Here is a 22,311-nt window from a genome sequence, read left to right as displayed (position 1 = left end):
CGGTACGTAGGCAGTGGGGATGAATGGTCAACACGCCTTATTGACATTAATCAAAAATTTTAACCTTCGTTTTTTGCTCAGAACTTTTCCAAGCTCTTTTCATAATTTCTGTATTAAATGAAATACCAAAATCCCCATTTCGATTAAGAGCAATGACCCCCATCTCTCCGTTTAATTCTTTATTTCGTTCATGAATCACGTAATCACAGGCTTGCTGCAAAGACATATTAAATTCAACCATCATAGATATAGTATGTCCTACTACATTTCTTATTAAATATTCTCCTACACCTGTCCCTGAAACTGCACAGGTATTATTATTAGCATAACAACCAGCACCAATAACACAACTATCCCCTATTCTTCCCGGAAGGCAATTACTTGTTCCTCCTGTAGATGTTCCGGCAGCAAGATTTCCGTGCGAATCCAAAGCTACGGCACCTACAGTTCCTGTCATTTTCTTATTTTGGATCACGTCCATAGTCTCTATTGCATTGTGCTGTTGATACATTTCATATTGATGAGGCGTTATGAAATAAGATTCACTTTCAAGTTCAAGATTGTATTTTTTTGCAATTTCTAAAGCACCATATCCTGAAAGAAAAACGTGATGAGTATGTTCCATCACTATACGTGCGAGGTGTATTGGGTTTTTAACAGTACGCACCATAGAAACAGCACCTGCCTGCAAATTGGTACCACTCATGATAGATGCATCCATTTCAACTTCACCATGACAATTTAATGCAGAACCTTTGCCAGCATTAAATAATGAATTATTTTCGAGAGTTTTTACCGCCTCTTCAACAGCATCCAGAGCCATTCCCCCTTGATTAAGCAAGGCATAACCCTTTTCGAGTGCATCAATCAAACCTCTTTCAACGTCTTTCTGATATTTTTGTAAAAATGGATAATTTTCACTGGCACCACCATGTACCGCAATTGCAATTTTATTCATTTTTTGATCCCAAATTTGAATTTTTTATGGGTATTGCTGGATTTGCAAGGGTTCGATCTGCAATTGAAAATTGGCATCCCTTAACTAACAGATGGACTATTAAATTTTCGACAAATACCGCCTCGCCCTCTTCAACATCAGTGATATTGGTTTGATCTATATTTCTTCCATCGATAATCACCACCATACCTGAACCATAACATTCTGCCTCTGCTCCGTTTCGTATCACTAAGGCAGTATCTTCTCCTAAACCAATCCCTAGTTGTTCTGGATTCATTATAATTGCATGTGCAAGACGACTGAAGCGGCCGCGCTTTATAAAATGGGTATCAATAATGCACGACTGTAAAATCCCTAAACCTGAGGAGGTTAATAAATTGCGATATCTTAATGCTTCAGATAATCCTCCCCCTGTAATCATTACCGAAGCCATTACCATGGCTCCAGCACTTGTTCCTGCGATTATGAATTCACTATCTTTTAAATATCGTTCTTTAATAATATCAACAATGGGTGTCCCCCCCAGAATAGTGGATAAACGAAATTGATCTCCTCCTGTAAAAAAAAAGGCACCCGCATTTTCTGCTCGTTTTAAATACTCACTATTACGCGCCTCGCTCCTTTTCTTTATGGGTATAAAACCTATATTGTTATAACCCATATTTTGAAAAACATTTTGATAAATTTTTTTCACTTCCTCCTGAATTTCTGAACCCGTCGTTATAATCTCTATTTTCTTATTGGACGGCGGTAATAATTCACTTAGAATTTCATAGCGGGTAAATTCTTTTTTTTGTTCCGTATCGGAAGATGGCCCATTACCTTTATCCTCAGCACCACCAATAATCAATAACTTAGCCTTGGGTACCATTATAAACCTCGCTGACCGCCTTAAATTGTTTTTCCTTTTGCTTCAAAAAATGAACCGTTTCAAACACATTTTCAATCGCACAAAAGATAAAAGAATTTACATCTGCAACTTCTAATACATGCTCAAGAGCAGCCTGTTCATCTGAAATAATATTTAATGAAGGTTTGAATTCAGAACGAAGAATTCCAGAAACAAGGAGACGATTAATTTCATTATGCGTTCGCCCTCTTCCATCTTTATCATGTCGGATCACGATTTCATCAAACATAGAGGCGGCTTGGAAACCTAATTTTTCTATATCCTCATCACGCCGATCACCAACGGCACCAATAATCCCTATTTTTTTTGCACAATGTACTGACTCAAGATAATTTTTTAACTCACAAAAAGCACCTTCGTTATGTGCATAATCGACCATAACCTGACAATGAGGAAATTTAAAAAGATTCATACGTCCCGGTAAATTTTCAAATGTAGGATAAAAAACGTGTAACGCTTCTTTTATTTTATCAAAAGAAAATTGACTAATTACACCAGCTAAAGTGGCAGCCAATATATTGGCTATCATACTGGTAGCCGCACCATGAAAACTTAGGGGGATTGATTTAATGTTCGAAAGAAATGTTCGGTCAGCACCTCTTTGAACCACAAGCTTCCCCTGATCAATATATGCTGCTAATCCTCCCGACCTACAATGCTTTCTGATGCGTGGGCTTTCATACATACTAAATAAAGCAATATTACAATCAAAATCGTTTCTTAACTCATATGTTAAATTATCATCCGCATTTAAAATTGCATACCCAGATTTTTTAGTACTATGAGCAACAACCGCTTTGACTTGAGCGAGTTCTTCAAGAGTATGAATATCATTTAACCCTAAATGATCACCAGTAATATTGGTAATGATACTAATATCACATTCATCAAACCCCAAGCCCGAACGCAAAATACCACCTCGAGCGCATTCTAATACAGCAAAATCAACTTCAGGATCATATAATACTACTTGGGCGCTGCCTGGACCGCTGCAATCCCCGCTATGAATCAATTTATTATTTAAATAAACCCCATCGGTTGTAGTAAATCCTACATGATGATTTGCATAACGTGCAAAATGAGCGATCAAGCGAACAACCGTTGTTTTTCCATTGGTTCCGGTAACTGCAACGATTGGAATTCGTGCACTTAAATGAGAAGGATAGAGCATATCAAGAATAGGTTTAGCAACATTCCGTGGTTTTCCTTCATTAGGTGATAAGTGCATCCGTAACCCTGGCCCCGCATTAACCTCAATAACTGCACCATGGTTTTCATTTAAAGGGGTACTTATGTCCTTTGAAATAATATCTATTCCACAAATATCCAAATTCATAAGACGAGCCACACGCTCGGCAAGATATATATTAAAAGGATGCACTTCATCAGTTACATCTTTGGCTGTTCCTCCGGTGCTTAAATTTGCAGCCTCTTTTAAAAATAGAATTTGCTTTTGGGGTAAGACACTTTCTAAACTTAAATTATTTTCATTTAAAATCGAAAGAGTTGCTTCATCTATTTTAATTGAAGTTAAAGTATTTTCATGAGATTCACCTCGATGAGGATCTTTATTGACCTGCTGAATAAGTTGATTTATCGTAAGCTTTCCATCACCCACCACGTGAGCTGGGGTACGTTTTGCTACTGCAGCGACTTTATAGTTGATTACCAAAAATCGATAGTCTTGACCCGAAATAAATCGTTCTGTAATGATTTGATTTGAAATATTTTTTGCCAACTTAAAACCAATATGAGCTTTTTGCTTATCAGTAATATGAGTCACAACTCCTTTTCCATGATTACCATTAAGCGGTTTAATCACTAAAGGAAAACCTAGTTGGTTGATTGCCTCATCAAGTTCCTCTGTAGAGTGAATCATCAAGCCTTCAGGAATTGGAATAAAGTTTGCTTTAAGGATCTGCTTCGTCAGTTCTTTATCTGCAGCAATATCAACACCAATAGAACTTGTCTTGGAAGATATGGATGCCCAAATTTTTTTTTGATTCCGGCCATATCCTAATGTAATTAAAGAGGTATGCTCATGACGCTTATATGGTATTTTCCTGTTTTGTGCTTCTGCAATAATTGCTCGGGTACTAGGACCCAGGCCTTTATCCCTAAAAATTTCTTTTAAATGCGCAATCACTCTATCTAAAGAATACTCCTTTCCCTCAGCTATTGCGGTAATGAACTCCACAGCAGCAAATCCTGCATATAAACCAGCCTCTTCTATCTCATAAGTAAACAGTACATTATAAACCCCATACTCCCGGGTTCCATAAGTTCTACCAAATCCACAATCCATACCTGCCAGACATTGCAATTCTAATGCAACATGTTCTATAACATGTCCTAACCAAGTTCCTTCTTCAACTCTTTTTAAAAATCCACCTTCAGTCCCTAGGGAACAGCGATGACTTAATAAGCTTGGTAAATAATGAGTTAGCCGCTCCTGAAAACCGACTAAGAGGTTGGTAGGTAACTCCTCGTATCTTCCGATATCAAGCTTGATAACAATAAGTTTTTTTCTGGAGTTTGACCAATAATTGGGCCCTTTTAAGACTTGGGTTTTTAAAATGTTCATTTGCATTCCTTGGCATAAAATGAATAACTAAAAACTCTTTTTAGAATAGGAAGAATTATGAAATTCTTCAAATTTAATTTTAAAATAACTGATAAATTATTTATTGTGAATTAGGGATGATCTTAATTATTTGAAAATTAAATAATATCGCCCGCGGTTCAAAAGAAAATGCGGGCGAACGGGGCTATGTATATCACGTAGTACAAAAACTAAAATTTGATTTCAAGATGTTTTATAACTTACCACTTGTATAAAAGCCACTTATAGTAGTGGTAAACTCCGGAGCAGAAAAATTTGGCCAATGATCTTTGTCAAATCCCGGAGCATCTTTTAATCGTTGTTTGTCCACATTAAGAATAAAACAATCATCCTTATTGTCGTACAAAAACAAATTCCAAGGCACTGCAAAAAATTTATTTCCAAAACCTAAAAAACCGCCAAAATCAAGCACCAGATAATTCACTTTTCCAGATAATTTATCGATAACAACTTCGGCAATTTCACCTAAATTTTCATGTGTAGGGTTCATTACTTTGGTACCAGTAAGCTCCCCTGATTTAACAATTCCGTTGTTTTCCATGTTAGACTCCTTGTAAAATAACACAATGATTAATCATCAATGATGGGTTTTACTTTGAAAGTCTTTAATTGCTTTCTCAGCTTGTTCTTTAGTGTAACCATAATGTTTTTGTAATTTTCCAAAAATTTCTTGTTGGTTCCCTTCGATTTGTTTGAAATCATCATCAGTAAGTTTGCCCCAAGTTTTTTTCATATGGCCTTTGACTTCTTCCCATTTACCTTGAAAAATATCCTTATTCATTTTATATCTCCTTATCGCTGAGGTTTAGACTAATTAAAATTTAGTCATTATTAAATGTAGTCCTTAATTTCCAAAAACTCAAAAATTGCTTCATTTCTCAGGACGGTTAAATATTATTTTTCAAGGTTCATTGACGTCATGATCCACCACTTTATCTGTAGAACTTTTAATAAATTCTCTGGATATCTTTTTGTAATTCCTTTACTTATCAGTTTAAATAGACTTAAATAAAAGTTAAATGTCATTTCAAATTTTTCCCATATCCTCTATTTTTATCTGGAATTATTTCATGAAATTTTCAACACTTTTAAAAATGATGCGATTTTGGCCACCTTTTTTGGGGGCGGGCATTAGTGTAAAGAATTTTAATCCTGATGGAACAACTATTATTGTCCAAATGAAAATGCGCTTTTGGAATAAGAATTATGTAGGCACTCATTTTGGAGGTTCTATATACTCCATGACTGACCCATTTTACATGCTGATGCTATTGAATTTATTGGGGAAAGGATATATCGTTTGGGATAAATCGGCCTCTATTCGTTATAAAATACCTGCTAAGGGTACTCTTTATGCACGATTCGAATTATCACCAGAGCAAGTTGATAAAATTCGACTTCAAGTAGATGAAACTAAAAAAATTGAATCAGAATTTCATATACCTATTACTAATGAAGAAGGAAATACCGTTGCCGAGGTAAAAAAAATTTTATCAATTGCTACAAAATAACTATTGAAGATATAGCTTACCTAATTTCCAAAAGTAAAAGTGTAGAATTGAACCCCAGGTTCATTAACAGTGACTTGTAAATATCCGCTGGTAAATTTCTTTTGTGCAACTAATTGATAAATAGAATATTTATCAATTAGTACATTACTTTCGTTTATTATTTTGCCGTTCGAGTCACTTAAAATCACCTTTATGTTAATCGGCTTTGCCGTATTATTTCCCATAACAGCATACACTTTACCTGCTTTGAAATGTATTTTTAGTGCTGCATCCGCCTGCTCTGCACTAATGTATTCCTTATGCACCCGCCATAAGCCCTCTAAGCTCCAATTATTCGCAGATAACTTCGGAGAAAAATGATATTGCGCCGTTTTATCTTTTATGAGTTTTGGACTGTAAGAGACGTCAGCTCTACCATAACCTAAATAAGTTTCAGGCGTTTGTGTGAAAGAAACTGCATTATTTTGAGCGGGTTCGAAAGTAGTTAAATCCTTCACACCTAATAAAAAACGAATATTATTTTCGGTAATATCATAATCACCCTCACCAAAGTGTTTGTAAACTACATCACCTTTTTTATTAATTAAATAATGGGCAGGCCAAAAATGATTTTCATAGTTATTCCAGGTTACATACTGATTATCAAGCGCTACCGGATATAAAATTCCATAGAGTTTTACAGCAGCTTCCACATTAGTAAATTTTTTTTCAAAATCAAATTCGGGTGTATGGACGCCGATGATCACCAATCCTTGCTTGTGATAACGTTTATACCAGTCTTTAATATAGGGTAAAGTACGTAAGCAATTGATACAAGAATAAGTCCAGAAATCGACCAACACTACCTTTCCTTTTAAATCCTTGATATGTAAGGGGGGAGAGTTTATCCACGCATCAATACCCTGTATTGGTGGTGCAGGATAAGTAAGCCACAAGCCATCAATCAATGAAGTTGATGTTTTAATGCCTGTTTGCGGGTTTACAGAAATAGAAACAACGATTCCTTCAAAATAAAGCATGTACACCACACTGGCAATAATCAATCCACCTAAAAATTTACGAAAAAGAATTGCTTTGGTTTTAAAAAAAGTAAAAGCACCGATTAACTTTTTTCCATACAGAGAAATAATAAACATAGGAATTGTAGCGCCTAAAGCAAAAGCCATAAGAGTTAAAAAGCTAACTAAGGTTGCTTTTTGCAAGGCTGTTTGAACAATGATTGCCGCCAAAATAGGCCCTGCGCATGGTGTCCAAATAATTGCAATTATGCATCCAAATAAAAGCCCATTCCAAAAGCCACCTTCAGTATTATTTGCTTTAGAAAAAAAATTTCCTATGCGAGTAAATCCCTGTGTCATTTTGCCAAATTGTTCTGTTAAATGATTCGAGAGCATAATAACTCCCAAAATTAACAAAACAGCATAACCAAAATCGCGAACCCAATTAAAATCTATGTCAAAGTACTGCACCAATTGATGCGAAAAAAATACCAAAAGAGAAAAAAATAAAGTAAATCCAATAATGATACCTACAGGCCTCTTCTTAGATCCAGTCAATGATCCTGCCAAAAAAATAGGTAAAATAGGCAAAATACAAGGAGAAATAATAAGGCCGAACCCCTCAATAAATCCTAGTATTATATTGATGAAATGAGTTTCCATTTCTTATTTCCAGACAAATACAATTACCTCCTTTTTTCTACATACGCACATAAACACCGCTTTCTTGTAAACGCTTGGCAACAACTAACTGAATATTGTCGCGTGCTCTTGCAGGAAAATATTGATAGACATCTAAAAAATCTTTGGCATTAATCGTAAGAAATTGGCACGCAGTAATTGTAACAATCCGCGCCGTTCTGCGTATATTACGTAAGATAGCAATTTCCCCAAATACATCTCCTGGACCTAATGTATTGATACGCTTCCACCCCTTAGAGTTTGTTTTAACGCAGACCTCTACAGTACCTTTAATAATAATATAAAGCCTATCCCCAATTTCTCCTTGCTCAATAACAGTCTCTTCAGGTTTATAAGCAACGACAGTACATTTATCAGCAAGCATTTTTTGTTCAATAAAGCCAACGCCTGTAAATATGGATGCTCGAGAAAGCATGGGTATCTTATCTATTTGCGACAAACTATTAATCGTATCCATGTACTTTCTCCCTAATAAGATAAATGTAATATAACGTGCTTAACTTATAGTATAGATTGTATTTTTTAAATTTTAGGAACTTGCTTTATCCAAAATTAATAAAATAATTGCCCTACTGATTTCTGACTTTCTGGCAAACTATAATGTCTATTTCTAATGCCATTATTTCCCAAGATATCCTCAAAACTTCAAGAAATAAAAGAAACCTATTAGGAGAAATAAAACGCGTTTGGTTATTGCTAATTTATTGTATGGGCATATATATTCAAAAACTAAATCAAATGTATTCAACCCCCTCCCTTGATGGTGGATGGCTAATTATAGGTAGCTCGAAAGAAAATGTTATAGAATAGGCTATGGGAGCGGCAGAGGGAAGTAATGGACACCCCGATAATGCATGGAAAATCCATATGAGTTTCGCTCCTAATCATATGCCTGGAGCTGTTGCAATTATTGGTGAAATTTTAAATGACAGCCAATATCAGAATGTACCGTTTTAGAGTTATTCTTCCGAGGTTAATTGGGGGGAGGGATGATTTTTGTTGTATTGCCAGCAACGGATTTCCCAACCGCTTGATGTGCCTCTCCATCAGTACCAGAGCTCTGTTGATGCGCCCGAATGATACTGCCATCAATAAATTCCCATTCAAGCTAAGGATCATGTATGAGATCTTTAAAAATTTTCATCAACTTTTTTTTGAGGATCAACTATTGAATTGTTGCTAGAGAGAATTCGAGAATCCAAATACCATGGGTAGATCTCACTAGGAACAGCCACACTATAACATTGCCTCAACAATCATACGAAGATTAGGCTTGTCATAAATCTGATGTCGTAGCACGATCTCCTTTAGCTTTGACCACAGCTCATAATATAAAAACTGGGTTATTAGCGAGTATTAGCGCATAGATCTAACCTAGGCGCGGATTTAGTTTATTCTTCGATAAAAAATTGATCTCAGGCAACAGCCTTTCATGAATAACACACCCTCAATATGATCATATTTAACTCAATTTAGTATTTGGATTTATTATATGAATTTTTTAAATAAGTCAGAGTACACTTGGATTAAATGGTAGATAAACTTCGAATTAATAATTCCTAAGAGGCTCACAAAACAATTGACCAAGAAATAATAAAACACTAATCAAATCGGCCACGCCACCAGGGCTAATACCTGTTTCTGAAAAAAGTCGGTGTATTTCCAAAGCCCTTTGTTTGCGAGTTTGCAAACAGGGGATAACCAATAATTCTTTTACTTTACTTTGTGCATAATCAAGTCCAGTTCTCCCTTTTTTGTAAAGAATGTTGGTATCATCCATACACCCTAAAAGCACTCCATAAGCAAATAAACAGGCGGTGTCTAATGATTTAGTTTTAATAAAAAGCGCGATAAATTCCGGGAGTAATTGAAAAAGCAGATCATAACCTTGGATAGCCATTTGCACCGCATCAACCACCTTATACTTTCGGCGTACTTCAGCTCCATGACTTTCAGGGTTTCCAGTATGATTTTTTAAATGTATTGGCCAATCGTTTAATAACTGCAAATGTACATCACTAGGCGTGAAAAATTCATTTTTTTGGGCTAACCGCCTCACAGAAACACAGATAAGACCTAAAGCAAAAATAGCACCACGATGAGTATTAATGCCAAATGTTCTTTCAAGCATTCGCTCCTCAGCCTTAATGGCTATTTGTTTTAATTCCTCAAAAGAATCATTTATTAGTCCCTTTTTTGAAATTTGATAAAAATAATGGCGTAATGCAAACAAGCTACGATAAAAAGTTTCACCGTTCATATCATGGTGCGCACCTGAATCAATAAAACTTACTAATCCAGGTTTTGGATAAGCCTTAACCTCAAAATAAAGCGCTCTAACCGCCATTCTCGCCAGAGTACGTTCACAACAAGAAATAGTGTTCATAAAGTTCTGTTCTTGATAATAAAACCACTTTGTCCTTGCTCTTACACAATAGTTTTTTTGTGGATGTATTGAGTAATTCTTTGATCGAAATATCTCCTAATCCTTGAAAACGTATTTCTCCATCTATAACTCGCTTAAATTTTTGTGTTAAAGCATCAACAAAATCCTGCAAGTGATTTAATGAATATTCGTGATAATTGATAAGCAAATCAAGATCGGAATTTTCCGTAACAAAATCATATCCTGATAAATATTGGGACAAAAAAGATCCATATACGGCAACATCGGTTATTCCATATAATCCGATAACACTATTTAAATTATCAATTGCGTAATATCTAAAGAAGAAATCCTGCATCGCTAGAAGTTGTGGTGGAGGATTATTTTTTTGTACTGCTGAGGGGTTAACGCGAACACCAACACGATGCTTTTTATTGGCATACCAAAGAGGTAACCCCAAATTGATGAATTTGTCATTAGGTAACTGTTTTGCAAAAATACATGGCAACCCTTTTGCAAACCAGGCAGAAACATGCTCTTTAATTAATCGATTCTCTTCATGACAGGACACAAGAAAAAATTCAGTGCCTGGTTGAAGATAGATTAAATGATGTCTTTGTAGCATTATGGATGACTAGCGACTTGATTAATAATTGAAAAAGCCAACTTCCTTCCTCCGCGCATATTCCCTAAAAGCGCTCTATCATCTTCGATATTTTTCTTTTGAATTGCCAAACTAATTTTTTCGGCAAGCTCTGATGGAGCTACAATCTCATGCAACCCTCCAAGTTGATAAAAATTTTGAACTCCTGGAGCAAACACAGGAAATGTTTTACTAAGCTCTTTAAGCTGCTCCAACTCTATTTTTGTCACTTTAGAAATACCCTCCAACCACATCACCGCTAAAGCTGCATCCGGGACTGCCAGGATTGTATCTGCCATCAATCCATAAGCAATAAAAGCACCACCCAATGCTTGATTATAAACAAGCGATATCAATGGGTTTCCCTGTTGGCGTAAACACTCAAGACATTCTAGCAAATGACCAAAATATTGTTGCATGCCTAACCATTCATCACGCATCGTTAATTTTTGTCCTGCAACATCCACTAAAAGTAATACTGGATCTACAGATTTACTTTCAAGTATTTCGATTATATGTTCCGCCATAATCAGTGCTTGTTCGGCGCCTAAAAAAGTTGACTCTTTAACTCCGAGAATATGAATCAATTGGCTATTTAACCGAGCTTGGCTATAAATTACCGCTTGATTTTCACTAAACTCAATTTCCTGAGAAAAAATTAATTGTAAAATATCCTTTAATGCAACCATGTCTATTTCCTTCTTCGCAATTCATAGAGGCAAGCCCAGGCAGAATTAACCCTAAGCATCATAAGTTTGTCTTTATCTCTTTTGCTGCCTCTAAAAACTCTTCATCCTTCATATTAAAAAGAGTTGCGGCATACTTTGGAGCAACTTTGCTTAAATAAGCACCTTCTTCCTGATAACCCACTGTATCCTCAAATCTTTTTTTCAAGTGATTATGTTTTTGTTTGATCGAGTTAATATCCAAGGGAATCTTCTTATCAAGGGCGCTGATGAGCTTATCACGAATTGCTGCGATGTCCGAGCTGACATAGCTTTGCGCAACGTCTTGCAAATAACGTGTTTTTCCTCCATATACGCGCCATACCAAAGCCCTATCTAATGCATTAAAAGCCTCTTTACCTGCTACAGCTTGAATCACTTCCGGGCCAGAAACTCCAATACGTCCCACTTCATTTATAATCAGAGAATCCAGGCAAGATGAAATAATGCCCATCCCCCCAAAAGCACCATTTTTACCGCAAACCACACCTACAGTCATTATTCCGTTATTTCGTGCATCAAAAATAGCACGAATCGTTTCAGAAATAGCTATTTCCCCAGCATTTGCTTCGTGTAAACGTACCCCACCACTATCAATGAGTAAAACCACTGCCTTGGCTTTGCTTGCTAAGGCAGCTTTAAATAAACCAGTAAGTTTTGCCCCATGAATTTCACCAACTGCCCCACCCATAAAATCCTTTTGCTGAGAAGCAACCAAGACTTTATTTTTTCCTAAAAAAGCAGAGCCAATGACGATTCCATCATCAGCTTCTCCCGGCAAGTTCAATGCAGCCAAGTAAGGGCTATAATGTTTTTCTTCAGCAAGCCACTCAACAAATGAATTGGCATCAAAAAGAGCATGAATTCGCTCACGTGCGCTTAATTCCTGGTAGTTATTCCCTATTTTGTAATAACCCTGAAATTCTTCTAGGGCTTGGGTTAAACGTAATAACACTACCGCAGGCATTGCCCCATTATCATTGAGTGTAAATCTCAAGCCTATTGGTTCATGTTGTCTCACAAAATCAGCGATCACCATTTTCCAGACAGGCTTATAGTGATCCACTGCTGTTTGAATCATAAATAATATTTCAGAAGTATTATTTTCTTCAATGATCACTTCCAGATTACCAGAGCCCACAACCCCACAAACTGTTCTTTTACCCCGTAACCTGTTGCCAGAAAGAGTAAAACGAAACTCCATATTTTCCATAGTTATTACCTCTACCAATTTCTAAACTTTGCAGGTGGCTCATATAAACCATGAGAACAATCAACGAGATCTCGAATAGACTTGGCAGCTAACAGATCCCTTGTTGCATCAGATACCTTAATGCCTAAATCTTCAGGACGTTTTATAATACCTCGCTGACGCAATTCTTCAACTTTTGTCTTATTTCTTTTCATGCCAACCGCTGTATAACCCGCAATCCCGCGAATTGCCTGCTCACGCTCTGCCATAGTTTGACACATTAATAGGTTTGCTATGCCCTCTTCAGTCACAATATGACTTACATCATCCCCGTAAATCATCACCGCAGGTAAGTCAGCATTCATTGATTTTTGTAATTCCCAGGCATCCAGTTTTTCTACAAAAGTGGGTCGGGCTGAACTTTGAAATGTTTCAACCATTTGAATCACCAGTTTTCTTCCCCTGGGCATTTTCGATGTTAAGGCTTCGCTACGTTCCTTACCTGCTCTAAGCCAAGCATAAGAAGAATGGCGTCGTCCAGGAGCATCACACCCCATATTTGGAGCACCACCAAAACCTGCAATTCGGCCTTCAACAGCAGTTGAACTGTTTCCCTCGAGATCCATCTGCAATGTAGCGCCAATAAATACATCGCAAGCATAATGACCTGCAAGTTGACCCAACATGCGATTTGAGCGCAAACATCCTTCCTTACCCGTGAAAAATACATCAGGCCGAGCAGCTGCATAGCGATTCATACCCACTTCCCCCCCAAAGGGGTAAATGGATTTTACAAATCCAGCTTCTATAGCAGGAATTAAGGTAGGTAAAGGATTAACAATCCAGTGTTGGGCTATTTTCCCTTTTAATCCTAATGATTCCGCATAGGTAGGTAGGAGCAGTTCTATTGCGCATGTATTAAAGCCAACGCCATGATTTAGGATATTTACTTGATAAGGTGCATATATTCCTTTAATGACCATCATAGCCATTAAAATCTTAATCTCATCAATTTGCGCCGGATCCCGTGTAAAAAGAGGCTCTATATAGGAGGGTTCAGGGCCTTTAACAATAATATCAACCCAATCGCCAGGAATATCGACTCTAGGTAACCGGTCAACCAGTTCGTTGACTTGAACAATTACAATACCATTTCTAAAGTTCGTTGCTTCAATAATTGCCGGGGTTTCTTCGGTATTCGCTCCGGTAAATAAATTACCTTGTTGGTCAGCCTGCTCGGCCATGAGCAAACAGACATTGGGTGTTAAGTCAGCAACCAATCGACCAAAAAGTTCATTATAAGTATGAATATTACCGATCTCAATTTTGTTATTTTTAACCATATTAGCCAGGCGTACTGATTGTGGACCTGAATAAGAAAAATCAATGCGATTTGCAATTCCCTTTTCAAAAATATCAAGATGTTCAGGTAATGCAATAGCAGATTGAATCATATGCAAATGATTCACTTTTTGGGGATCTAATTGGGAGAGTGCGGTAGCCAAAAAAATGGCTTGCTTTTGATTATCACCTTCAATGCATACTCGATCGCCTGAGCAAATTAGTTTTGAAAGCACGGTAACTAAATCATTTGCTTCAATAAATTTGTCATTTTGTAGATACTCTTTAATCTTAAATAAACGATTTAAATATTCTTTTCTATTGCGATCCCACATTTATTGCGTCCTAAATTGTTTCTTTTAGTTATATCAGGTTTTGTAATCTATATGAACTCTTAATATCCACTTAATATTTTGGGTTTATAATGACTAATTTTTAATTATAATGGAAAATTATTATGGCAATTCGCATTACCTCATTTGATTTTGATGGGTGTCTGTTTCATCGAAATTATGTTAACTCTGAAAATAAAGATGTAATTACCTCAAATAAGATCTTTTTAGATACCATTAAGCAAGAAAATCAAAACTTTACTCAAACAATTGCCTTTATTGGCTCCAACAGACAATCTTTAAATGTAGATATGGCGAATAGTATCGGAAAAGGCTCTTGCTTTCCTGCCATCAAAAAAGTAAGCGATTATTTAGGTTGCACATTTGATCCATTCATCCTGGCAGATATTTATGGTGATCTCCCAAGCGGCACATCTTATGACCGTGCAATCCAATTTTTAAATCGCACCTACAGTGGCGACCATAGTGACTGGATATTTGATGAGACCAAAGCATCTCTTATTTATGCACAAATGCATAAAGCTGCTTTAGAAAATCCAACTGAAGAAATTATTTTTGATTTTTATGATGACCGAGGTTTTGGAGCACGCTCACCTAAAGATATTCTTGAAGATTTACATGAGTTTTTCAGCCAAAATCCTGAATTAGTCCCCCCCAATGTAACACTTCGTCTTAATCATTATGCTGGTGGCAATGTTTCCCAAATGGATCCCATCAAAGGAAAAACGAACAGCATCATCGACGTCAATTACCAACAAACCGTTAAAGACATGGCTGAAATCACCAAGCAAAAGGATGCATATCGAGATGGGATTATGGCTCCTATATTTATCGCACACCATGTTAAAGGAAATGAATTACTTCATCGAAAAGCCTTCACTCAAGCAGAACCTTCAGTAGTCAGCCAACCAATTACTGTTAGCGATGATGCACCAAGGCTTGATACTGCAGTCATCAACCAAGAACATCCAATTGAACCTGTTACACAAGCAACAGATGAAGAATTGTCACTTATTGATATTGAATTCACTCCCCGAATGGTACGCTTTTATGAGCAGTTGGAAATTATCGAAAAGAAAGCTGCTGAACTTCGAGCTGCGGGCTATCTCAAAGCAGCTGAAAAAGCAGAAGAGCTGCACAAACAGCTTTATAAAGGTTCTGTTCAATATTTCAACGACCGAATCGATAATGAAAAATTTAGTATTCTTTGCCATAAAGCGATCAAAGCAGCCCGTCCCGAGCTGGAAACACATAGAGGATGGAAACAAGTATTTGGCAACTTAGCTCTCGCCATTGTCGGGGTTGGTATTGGTTATGTAGCTGCTGGCCTGATTAATTTAGCATTTACGGGTCACTTCCTATTCTTCAATACTGATTCTGCTAATAAGCTGAACGAGATGGAAAAAGTAGTGAATCAAATTGTTCCGGTAGTTGCTTAATCATTGGTACTATAACCGGGATAACAGGAACTGAAATCCCGGTTTTTAAATATCTTTAAAATTTTGACAAAATCATTTATTCTCATAAACCATCAGCGTGATCAATAACCCCACGGTTTTTATCATCTTTTTCTTTATGGTTATAACTAATAACAATTTTTCATAAGATGGTAATCACCTGGTAATCAAACAATCAATCAATTAGTTCATAATTTAATCATTAAAGTTGTGTTGAGATTTATTATGGCTGTTGCAATTTATACCTGGAAAAGCGGCTCAAAGGGAATAGGTTTTAGCAAACCCGTTAAGTCTATGCTACTAGGAGGAAATGTTGGGCATGCGGCAATTGAATTAACCTTTCCTGCTGATGACAAGGGGATAGAGCTCGCAAAAAAATATCAAGGTGTTCCTGGTCTTTCAATAAGTAAACGAACAGAAATTGTTCCTGAAAAACAAGAAAATGGAAGTTATAAGCCTAAGGAACAAATAAGCTATTTTGTTTATTTTAGCTGGTGGCCAGGACATACTAATGGCCATCATATTAATAGCCATAAAGAAGATTTGGAAGCAGAATGGCGCCATGAACCTGCTCGTAAAATTAAACCACACGCACATGACCATGTTTTTGGGGATGGCGTTCCCGAGCAGAACAAGACAAATGTTACAGGATTACTTATACGTGAGAAAGTAATCACCAAATTTAAGGAAATTTCACACCCATCACTTAAAAGAGATATCGAAAATGATCCTGCGTATCAACAGTTAAAATCAGAAGAGACAGCATTAAGAGACGAATTTATAGAATTGCAAAATAAGCTAAAAGTCTATGCAGAGGAAGTAATCAATGCGCGCAATGAAAAAAGAGAGCCTGATAAAAAACTAGATTTAAATGACGCTGAAAACGTTCGCTTCAATGAGATCAATAATGATTTACGGAAAATAAAAGGACAAATTCAATTATGTATCATTGACTTTGAAGAACGATATCTCAGCATCGGGGAGCAACCCTCCTCTGTTATTAGAATAGCCACTTCCAACGATCATAATGCACCTACTTTTGCGCTTGATGCTGAAAATATTCTAGATACAATGGCAAGTTTAGCAAAAAGCAATTCAGCTTATAATTTTTATAAATTAAATTGCTCTACTGCTGCAACAAAAGTAATCAAAGCAGGGATTACTGATGACTTAAAACATGCTATGCGATCTGGTGGTTTCAATGTAGAAAATGCCTCCAAGGCAATTATATCTACACCTACTTCCTTTAGTAATTTTGGCCGACAGCTTCAAAAAGAACTAACTCATCTCAATAAGGAGCAATCTATTGAAAAAATAAGAACAGAACGTGTTTCTGAAGAGTCAATTTCAGCAACACCGGGCTTTAAGGAAAGACTGGGGACTTTAGTTAATGAAAGATTCAAGGGACAAGTCGAGGAGCTGGATAATTTAGAGGAAAAGAACATCCGCTTGAACTCTAGAGTACCTGTCCGATAAATGGGCGATATGCATTTAAAAATCACCAATAATTTTCAGAAAAATCTGAGTTTAATAACTGGTTTTGATTCTTAAAATCCATATGATGAGATGAATTATTGGGTAACCGAACTCCTGTTACCCCAATAATTTTTTATTACTCTTCTACTTTAATATCTATTTTTTTCTGAACTGCCGTTTGTTTCTTAGGAATTGATATTTCGAGTACTCCTTGTTTGTATTTAGCACTTATTTTTGCATCGTCAGCAGTTTGAGGTAAACTAAAACGACGATAAAACTGGCCTTGCGAACGTTCTATACGAGTATAACCTTCTTTTTTATCGGTTTTTTCGAAATGACGCTCACCGCGAAGCGTTAATACATTCTGTTCTAAAGATATTTGTATGTCTTCTTTATTTACCCCTGGAATATCAGCAAGTACTAAAAACCGATCTTTTTCCTCTTTTATATCGACCGGGGGAGCCCATGAACTAGTGTCAACAAAAGAAGCATCTAATTGTTGCCCTTTAAAAAAATTATCGAGTAAAGAGCCAATTTCATTATATACAGGAAAATAATCACGTCTAATCGTAGTCATATTCAAATACTCCTTTTGGTGGTTGCGTTATATAAGAAAATAGAGGCAATTTATTAAAATTCAAGGTTCTCAAAAATTATTTTTTTATAAGATTAAAACGTGTACGATCATCATTATTAAGATATGATTAAGAAAAGGAAGATTTCTTATTTAAAACGGAGCATTGTAATGCAATATCTTACTAAAATTTTAATATTGGTCTTCATAAGCTTTTTAGGTAATTATACCTATTCTGCAAGTGAAGAGTCCCTGCTTTTGGGAAAAACATTAAGCCAAACAAAGCAACAACAAATGACACCCAAGCAGGCACTGCAACGTTTGAAAGAAGGAAATCAACGTTTTTTATCAAATCAACAACTAACTAGAGATTATTTAAAACAAGCTCATCAATCTTCATTCGGACAATATCCTTTTGCAGTAATTTTAAATTGCATGGATTCACGAAGTGTCCCAGAATTTTTCTTCGACCAGGGTTTAGCTGATTTATTTACCTTGCGTGTCGCAGGAAATGTGCTTAATGATGATAATTTGGGCAGCATGGAGTATGCAACTAAAGTTACAGGGGCACGTCTTATCGTGGTATTAGCCCATACATCTTGCGGCGCTGTAGCAGGCGCTTGTGATGGCGTCCAATTAGGACATTTAACAGATGTCTTGCATAAAATTGAACCTGTAGTTCAACCCAGCATGCAAGAGCAAGGAACAAAAAATTGTAGCGATTCCAAACTCATTGATGCAATCGCCAAAGCAAATGCCCTAAGAGTAGTTAAAGAGATACAAGAAAGAAGTCCTATAATTCAAGATTTAATTAATAAAAAGCAAATAGGAATTGTCGCTGGACTTCATGATATAAAAACGGGGCAAGTACATTTTTTTGAAGAAAAACGATCCATTCCAGATTAGGACGTTCCAGTGAATGTTGCCCGGGTGAAACGAAGTGAAACCCGGGATTCGACCCGTAGGATCTTTACCCAGGCTAATTAGCTCATTAATCAAGATGAAGCCTTTAATGTATTAATTAGGATACTTTCTAATCGTTCCTTATCTACACTGGTACACACGCGAACATTGTTACCTTTTTTATCCTCTACTGTGGTGCCCGATTGTTCTTCCGGACTTAATAATACACGTAATTTTTTATTGCTTGCTTGAACGATTGAATCATCATAAGCAACGACCGCAGAAAGAACATCCCAAAAATACCATTTGTGATCGATTATTTCTGCTTCATTGCGATGAAAAAGTTCATAAAAAAATTGATTCGCCAGACTATTTTGATTCTGCTTTAGCTTTTGGTAGAAAGCTTGGGTTACAGGAACTTGATTGGTCACATCTAACCCTACCATGGTAATAGGTACTCCAGAACGAAATACATGATCCGCGGCTTTAGGATCCACGTAAATATTCCACTCAGCAGTAGTATTTTTAATGGTTTGATCAACCTCGACTAAATTCCCTGTACTTTCAACAGCGCCCCCCATAATGTAAATCATTTTAATTTTATTTATTAACTCCGGGGCTTTGTCCACAAGTGCGCCAAGATTCGTTAATGGACCAACTGCTAAAATCTCAACAGGTTCCTTGGCTCCGCGTAAAGTGGATTCCAGTAATTGTACTGCAGTTTGCGATGTTTTTACTTCAACTTTAGGCAATAAATCAGCAGCACCTGCTAAATTATCTGCTTGTTTACGTAACCAATCGGGAAAATGATGATTTCCAGCTAAAGGGGTACTGCGTCCGCAAGCCAAAGGAATTTTTTCTTGATGCATTAACGCTAATAACCCAGCGACATTTTTTAATCCATCAGGGCAGTGGGATTCTCCTGTACCAACAACAGTAATGGCTTTAATATCAATATCTTTTTGCCTTAATAGATAAAGTAGTGCTAACTCATCATCAGTCCCAACATCAGTATCAATAATAAAAGATCGGGTTGCATGTGTCATAGAAAATAACAATGAAAAACAGATAAGTAGAAATAATTTCACACCAAAACTCATGATTTAACCTCCGATTCTGTATAGAGCTTTTTAATGGTTAATACGGCTATCAAACAAAGTGACGCGCTTAAAATAAGATAAAAACTTGGGGCAAGATTATTGTTATATGTTTCAATAAGGTAAGTAACAATAAAAGGAGTTAAACCGCCAAAAAAAGCAAATGCAAGATTATAAGAAATAGCAATTCCAGTATAGCGGATAGAGACAGGAAATAATTCCACCAACAAACTTGGATACACCATTATAAAGCTGCTTAAAAAACCTAAAATAGACAAAGTGATCATAAGTAATTGGGTCGTTTGCTGGGACAAGGTTGCAAATAAAAAATAACTCAATAAGATAAAACCTATAGTACCGATCAAAAGAATAAGTTTTCGTCCATATCGATCACCACACCAACAAAGAAAAATCAACAACAAGGAATAAAAAGCTAAATTGATTGTATTAAATAAAGTTGCTTGTTGTATGGGATAAGCAAGAATCGAAGAAAGATACGTAGGCATATATAAAAATACAAGATTAATCATGACTGAACCCAAACAGGTTAAACCCACACCTTGCAGAATTTTTCGCCAATACCCACTGATCGCCTCAGCAAAAGGAATTCGTTTACGTTCCGCAGTATGTTGAAATGCAATAAATAATGGGCTTTCTGATAGTTGCTTACGAATATAAAAACTAAATACACCAAGACATCCACCAAAAATAAACGGAATACGCCAACCAAAGCTCAATAATTGTTCCTGTGACAGTTTTTTGGTTAAAATTAAACTAATCACCGCCCCAAGAAAGATACCAAAATTGAGCAAAGAAAAAATAACACCGCAAGCCAATGCCCTACAACGTGGATCCACATGCTCACAAGTAAACGTTAATGCGCCTGGAATTTCCCCCCCAATGGACAATCCTTGTAATAAACGTAGAAAAATTAGCATGATGCTGGAAGAAATACCGATGTGTTGATATGTGGGTAAAAATCCAATAAGTAATGTAGGTACAGCCATTAAAATAACTGAAGCTATAAATGTTTTTTTGCGCCCGTATTTATCGCCAAAATGACTAAAAACAATCCCACCCAAAGGACGAATCAAGTATCCTATAGCAAAAACAGCATAGACACTCATCAATGAGGCGAACTTATCTGTTTCTGGAAAAAAATTCTGACTCACTACAGGTGCAAAAATAACGTAAATGATAAAATCATAAAACTCCAACGCGCCCCCCAAAGAGGCAAGAAAAATAATTTTTCGCTCACCAGCTTTTAACTTTAACTCACGCACTCCAAATCCTTTTTTAAGGGAAAGGGCTAAAATAGCATAACTTTTGATGGCGCTCATGAATTATTTAGTAACGCACAATAAGTTCGATGGAAAGTCCTGTACTGAATCTATGAGATAGGGACAAGTTTAAGATATGAATGAACAAATGCACTTAATTATAAGTGAATTGACTCCAAGATGCGTAGCTCCCCTTAGAAAATTTTAGTAACATCATCATAATCATTTACATTTTAATAGACCATGCACTCTCATTTTATTTCTCAAGAAGTCCTGCAACGTGTTAAAGAATCAGTGACGCAAACACATATTGATGCTTATCAAAAAAATGGGGCTGTTTGCATTCGTCAAATTCTAACCCCTGAAGAAATTACATTACTTCGTGAAGGCATTGAGCTGAATCTGAAATCACCTAGCCATCGCTCAAAAATTGCAAGTAAAAGTGAGGATCCGGGGCGGTTTATAGAAGACTTTTGTACTTGGCAAACCAATCCCCATTACCAACAATTTATTTTTGAGTCACCTGCCAGTGTTATTGCAGGAACGCTGATGGGGAGTAAAAAAGCACGGCTTTACCATGATCATCTCCTTGTTAAAGAACCAGGAACACAACAGCGTACGCCATGGCATCAAGATCAACCTTACTATAATATTGAAGGGTTTCAAAATTGCAGTTTATGGATACCAGTGGATCCCGTATCTCGTATTTCCAGCCTAGAGTTTGTTGCAGGTTCGCATCTAGGACCTTGGCTTATGCCGCGATCTTTTATGGATAACCAAGCAAAATGGTTCCCTGAAGGAAGTTTAACCGAGCTTCCGGATATCGAAGCAAAGCGTGATGTTTACCCTATTCTTGGGTGGGAAATAGTTCCTGGTGATGTGATATGCTTCCATATGTTAACACTTCATGCGGCATCAGGTGTTCCTGGAACACAACGACGCAGAGTTTTTTCCGTGCGTTTTTTAGGCGATGACATCACTCATGCCCCACGTAAATGGGTAACTTCACCTGATTTTCCAGGATTAATCAACGAACTCCCAGAAGGTGCTCCTATGAATCATTCTTTATTTCCTGTGATTTGGGAGTGTTAATTTAGCGCAACTTGAATAATACCTTCTAAGCAGAAGCTCCTGCATCATACCAACATACTGTAATCCTATAAAGTTAGACTCTTATTCTGA

General features: G+C 36.6%; 21 protein-coding genes and 1 pseudogene. 6 read left to right on the top strand and 16 right to left on the bottom strand.

What is annotated here, in order from left to right:
* Positions 1–46: 46 nt before the first annotated feature.
* The 5 genes from EKG34_RS02515 to EKG34_RS02495 all read right to left on the bottom strand — a co-directional run bounded on the left by EKG34_RS02515 (position 47) and on the right by EKG34_RS02495 (position 5,272).
* Positions 47–958, bottom strand: coding sequence for an isoaspartyl peptidase/L-asparaginase family protein (locus EKG34_RS02515; protein WP_003635694.1), 912 nt, complete (start codon positions 956–958; stop codon positions 47–49).
* Complete coding sequence (locus tag EKG34_RS02510; RefSeq protein WP_003635692.1) at positions 951–1,829, bottom strand: cyanophycinase; 879 nt, start codon at positions 1,827–1,829, stop codon at positions 951–953. Before EKG34_RS02510 ends, EKG34_RS02515 begins: the two co-directional genes overlap by 8 nt.
* On the bottom strand, positions 1,813–4,452 hold the full coding sequence (gene cphA, locus EKG34_RS02505; RefSeq protein WP_003635691.1) for a cyanophycin synthetase: 2,640 nt from the start codon (positions 4,450–4,452) through the stop codon (positions 1,813–1,815). The genes EKG34_RS02510 and cphA overlap by 17 nt, the downstream gene beginning before the upstream one ends.
* 232 nt (positions 4,453–4,684) lie before the next feature.
* The gene (locus tag EKG34_RS02500; protein ID WP_003635689.1) at positions 4,685–5,032 is read right to left on the bottom strand and encodes a PRC-barrel domain-containing protein; all 348 of its coding nucleotides are present in this window, start codon (positions 5,030–5,032) and stop codon (positions 4,685–4,687) included.
* Positions 5,033–5,068: 36 nt separating this feature from the next.
* Complete coding sequence (locus EKG34_RS02495; RefSeq protein ID WP_003635687.1) at positions 5,069–5,272, bottom strand: CsbD family protein; 204 nt, start codon at positions 5,270–5,272, stop codon at positions 5,069–5,071.
* A 289-nt stretch (positions 5,273–5,561) separates the two neighbouring features.
* Here EKG34_RS02495 and EKG34_RS02490 point away from each other — a divergent pair, with 289 nt between their 5' ends.
* Positions 5,562–6,002 (top strand): YiiD C-terminal domain-containing protein, encoded by a 441-nt coding sequence (locus tag EKG34_RS02490; RefSeq protein ID WP_003635686.1) that lies wholly within the window; start codon positions 5,562–5,564, stop codon positions 6,000–6,002.
* 20 nt (positions 6,003–6,022) lie between these two features.
* Here EKG34_RS02490 and EKG34_RS02485 read toward each other — a convergent pair whose 3' ends face one another.
* Both EKG34_RS02485 and EKG34_RS02480 read right to left on the bottom strand, forming a co-directional pair.
* The gene (locus EKG34_RS02485) at positions 6,023–7,663 is read right to left on the bottom strand and encodes a cytochrome c biogenesis protein DipZ (protein WP_003635684.1); all 1,641 of its coding nucleotides are present in this window, start codon (positions 7,661–7,663) and stop codon (positions 6,023–6,025) included.
* 37 nt (positions 7,664–7,700) lie between these two features.
* Positions 7,701–8,159 (bottom strand): cyclic nucleotide-binding domain-containing protein, encoded by a 459-nt coding sequence (locus EKG34_RS02480; RefSeq protein ID WP_003635683.1) that lies wholly within the window; start codon positions 8,157–8,159, stop codon positions 7,701–7,703.
* 356 nt (positions 8,160–8,515) lie between these two features.
* Here EKG34_RS02480 and EKG34_RS18135 point away from each other — a divergent pair, with 356 nt between their 5' ends.
* A complete protein-coding gene (locus tag EKG34_RS18135) occupies positions 8,516–8,659 on the top strand; it encodes a hypothetical protein (protein ID WP_003635679.1) in 144 nt (47 codons plus the stop codon).
* A 34-nt stretch (positions 8,660–8,693) separates the two neighbouring features.
* Here the strand turns inward: EKG34_RS18135 and EKG34_RS18490 are convergent.
* From EKG34_RS18490 to mdcA, 6 genes and pseudogenes are all read right to left on the bottom strand, one after another.
* Positions 8,694–9,049, bottom strand: a pseudogene (locus EKG34_RS18490) (IS5/IS1182 family transposase); the annotation flags it as partial.
* 202 nt (positions 9,050–9,251) lie between these two features.
* The gene (locus tag EKG34_RS02475) at positions 9,252–10,088 is read right to left on the bottom strand and encodes a triphosphoribosyl-dephospho-CoA synthase (RefSeq protein WP_012979323.1); all 837 of its coding nucleotides are present in this window, start codon (positions 10,086–10,088) and stop codon (positions 9,252–9,254) included.
* Positions 10,066–10,713, bottom strand: coding sequence for a malonate decarboxylase holo-[acyl-carrier-protein] synthase (gene mdcG, locus EKG34_RS02470; protein ID WP_003635676.1), 648 nt, complete (start codon positions 10,711–10,713; stop codon positions 10,066–10,068). The genes EKG34_RS02475 and mdcG overlap by 23 nt, the downstream gene beginning before the upstream one ends.
* On the bottom strand, positions 10,713–11,420 hold the full coding sequence (locus EKG34_RS02465) for a biotin-independent malonate decarboxylase subunit gamma (RefSeq protein ID WP_003635674.1): 708 nt from the start codon (positions 11,418–11,420) through the stop codon (positions 10,713–10,715). The genes mdcG and EKG34_RS02465 overlap by 1 nt, the downstream gene beginning before the upstream one ends.
* A 58-nt stretch (positions 11,421–11,478) precedes the next feature.
* Positions 11,479–12,669 (bottom strand): biotin-independent malonate decarboxylase subunit beta, encoded by a 1,191-nt coding sequence (locus EKG34_RS02460; protein ID WP_012979324.1) that lies wholly within the window; start codon positions 12,667–12,669, stop codon positions 11,479–11,481.
* Between the two features lie 11 nt (positions 12,670–12,680).
* Positions 12,681–14,324 (bottom strand): malonate decarboxylase subunit alpha, encoded by a 1,644-nt coding sequence (gene mdcA / locus EKG34_RS02455; protein ID WP_003635671.1) that lies wholly within the window; start codon positions 14,322–14,324, stop codon positions 12,681–12,683.
* A 122-nt stretch (positions 14,325–14,446) separates the two neighbouring features.
* Between mdcA and EKG34_RS02450 the strand changes: the two genes are divergently transcribed.
* Positions 14,447–15,781 carry a hypothetical protein gene (locus EKG34_RS02450; protein ID WP_003635669.1) on the top strand — a complete coding sequence of 445 codons (1,335 nt, stop codon included), beginning with the start codon at positions 14,447–14,449 and terminating at the stop codon, positions 15,779–15,781.
* A 243-nt stretch (positions 15,782–16,024) separates the two neighbouring features.
* Entirely contained in the window at positions 16,025–17,275 is a 1,251-nt protein-coding gene (locus EKG34_RS02445) for a hypothetical protein (protein WP_003635668.1), read from the top strand.
* A gap of 136 nt (positions 17,276–17,411) precedes the next feature.
* Here EKG34_RS02445 and EKG34_RS02440 read toward each other — a convergent pair whose 3' ends face one another.
* Entirely contained in the window at positions 17,412–17,852 is a 441-nt protein-coding gene (locus EKG34_RS02440) for an Hsp20/alpha crystallin family protein (protein ID WP_012979325.1), read from the bottom strand.
* A gap of 168 nt (positions 17,853–18,020) precedes the next feature.
* Here EKG34_RS02440 and EKG34_RS02435 point away from each other — a divergent pair, with 168 nt between their 5' ends.
* A complete protein-coding gene (locus EKG34_RS02435; RefSeq protein ID WP_003635665.1) occupies positions 18,021–18,755 on the top strand; it encodes a carbonic anhydrase family protein in 735 nt (244 codons plus the stop codon).
* A gap of 89 nt (positions 18,756–18,844) precedes the next feature.
* On the opposite strand, the gene EKG34_RS02430 is transcribed toward EKG34_RS02435, so the two are convergent.
* Positions 18,845–19,852 carry a nucleoside hydrolase gene (locus EKG34_RS02430; protein ID WP_003635664.1) on the bottom strand — a complete coding sequence of 336 codons (1,008 nt, stop codon included), beginning with the start codon at positions 19,850–19,852 and terminating at the stop codon, positions 18,845–18,847.
* Entirely contained in the window at positions 19,849–21,132 is a 1,284-nt protein-coding gene (locus EKG34_RS02425) for an MFS transporter (RefSeq protein ID WP_223800048.1), read from the bottom strand. The genes EKG34_RS02430 and EKG34_RS02425 overlap by 4 nt, the downstream gene beginning before the upstream one ends.
* Positions 21,133–21,372: 240 nt before the next feature.
* On the opposite strand from EKG34_RS02425, the gene EKG34_RS02420 reads away from it, so the two are divergent.
* Positions 21,373–22,221 (top strand): phytanoyl-CoA dioxygenase family protein, encoded by an 849-nt coding sequence (locus tag EKG34_RS02420; RefSeq protein WP_003635662.1) that lies wholly within the window; start codon positions 21,373–21,375, stop codon positions 22,219–22,221.
* Positions 22,222–22,311: the final 90 nt, after the last annotated feature.

The sequence above is a fragment of the Legionella longbeachae genome (genome assembly GCF_004283175.1).
GTDB lineage: Bacteria > Pseudomonadota > Gammaproteobacteria > Legionellales > Legionellaceae > Legionella > Legionella longbeachae.
The sequence above is the reverse complement of the archived record's forward strand: the minus strand, read 5'-3'. Positions and strand labels throughout refer to the sequence as shown.

What these genes read in the sequence shown, in the direction of transcription:
- EKG34_RS02515 (WP_003635694.1), bottom strand. Translation starts at nt 958, where the DNA reads ATGAATAAAATTGCAATTGCGGTACATGGTGGTGCCAGTGAAAATTAT.
- EKG34_RS02510 (WP_003635692.1), bottom strand. Translation starts at nt 1,829, where the DNA reads ATGGTACCCAAGGCTAAGTTATTGATTATTGGTGGTGCTGAGGATAAA.
- cphA (WP_003635691.1), bottom strand. Translation starts at nt 4,452, where the DNA reads ATGAACATTTTAAAAACCCAAGTCTTAAAAGGGCCCAATTATTGGTCA.
- EKG34_RS02500 (WP_003635689.1), bottom strand. Translation starts at nt 5,032, where the DNA reads ATGGAAAACAACGGAATTGTTAAATCAGGGGAGCTTACTGGTACCAAA.
- EKG34_RS02495 (WP_003635687.1), bottom strand. Translation starts at nt 5,272, where the DNA reads ATGAATAAGGATATTTTTCAAGGTAAATGGGAAGAAGTCAAAGGCCAT.
- EKG34_RS02490 (WP_003635686.1), top strand. Translation starts at nt 5,562, where the DNA reads ATGAAATTTTCAACACTTTTAAAAATGATGCGATTTTGGCCACCTTTT.
- EKG34_RS02485 (WP_003635684.1), bottom strand. Translation starts at nt 7,663, where the DNA reads ATGGAAACTCATTTCATCAATATAATACTAGGATTTATTGAGGGGTTC.
- EKG34_RS02480 (WP_003635683.1), bottom strand. Translation starts at nt 8,159, where the DNA reads ATGGATACGATTAATAGTTTGTCGCAAATAGATAAGATACCCATGCTT.
- EKG34_RS18135 (WP_003635679.1), top strand. Translation starts at nt 8,516, where the DNA reads ATGGGAGCGGCAGAGGGAAGTAATGGACACCCCGATAATGCATGGAAA.
- EKG34_RS02475 (WP_012979323.1), bottom strand. Translation starts at nt 10,088, where the DNA reads ATGAACACTATTTCTTGTTGTGAACGTACTCTGGCGAGAATGGCGGTT.
- mdcG (WP_003635676.1), bottom strand. Translation starts at nt 10,713, where the DNA reads ATGCTACAAAGACATCATTTAATCTATCTTCAACCAGGCACTGAATTT.
- EKG34_RS02465 (WP_003635674.1), bottom strand. Translation starts at nt 11,420, where the DNA reads ATGGTTGCATTAAAGGATATTTTACAATTAATTTTTTCTCAGGAAATT.
- EKG34_RS02460 (WP_012979324.1), bottom strand. Translation starts at nt 12,669, where the DNA reads ATGGAAAATATGGAGTTTCGTTTTACTCTTTCTGGCAACAGGTTACGG.
- mdcA (WP_003635671.1), bottom strand. Translation starts at nt 14,324, where the DNA reads ATGTGGGATCGCAATAGAAAAGAATATTTAAATCGTTTATTTAAGATT.
- EKG34_RS02450 (WP_003635669.1), top strand. Translation starts at nt 14,447, where the DNA reads ATGGCAATTCGCATTACCTCATTTGATTTTGATGGGTGTCTGTTTCAT.
- EKG34_RS02445 (WP_003635668.1), top strand. Translation starts at nt 16,025, where the DNA reads ATGGCTGTTGCAATTTATACCTGGAAAAGCGGCTCAAAGGGAATAGGT.
- EKG34_RS02440 (WP_012979325.1), bottom strand. Translation starts at nt 17,852, where the DNA reads ATGACTACGATTAGACGTGATTATTTTCCTGTATATAATGAAATTGGC.
- EKG34_RS02435 (WP_003635665.1), top strand. Translation starts at nt 18,021, where the DNA reads ATGCAATATCTTACTAAAATTTTAATATTGGTCTTCATAAGCTTTTTA.
- EKG34_RS02430 (WP_003635664.1), bottom strand. Translation starts at nt 19,852, where the DNA reads ATGAGTTTTGGTGTGAAATTATTTCTACTTATCTGTTTTTCATTGTTA.
- EKG34_RS02420 (WP_003635662.1), top strand. Translation starts at nt 21,373, where the DNA reads ATGCACTCTCATTTTATTTCTCAAGAAGTCCTGCAACGTGTTAAAGAA.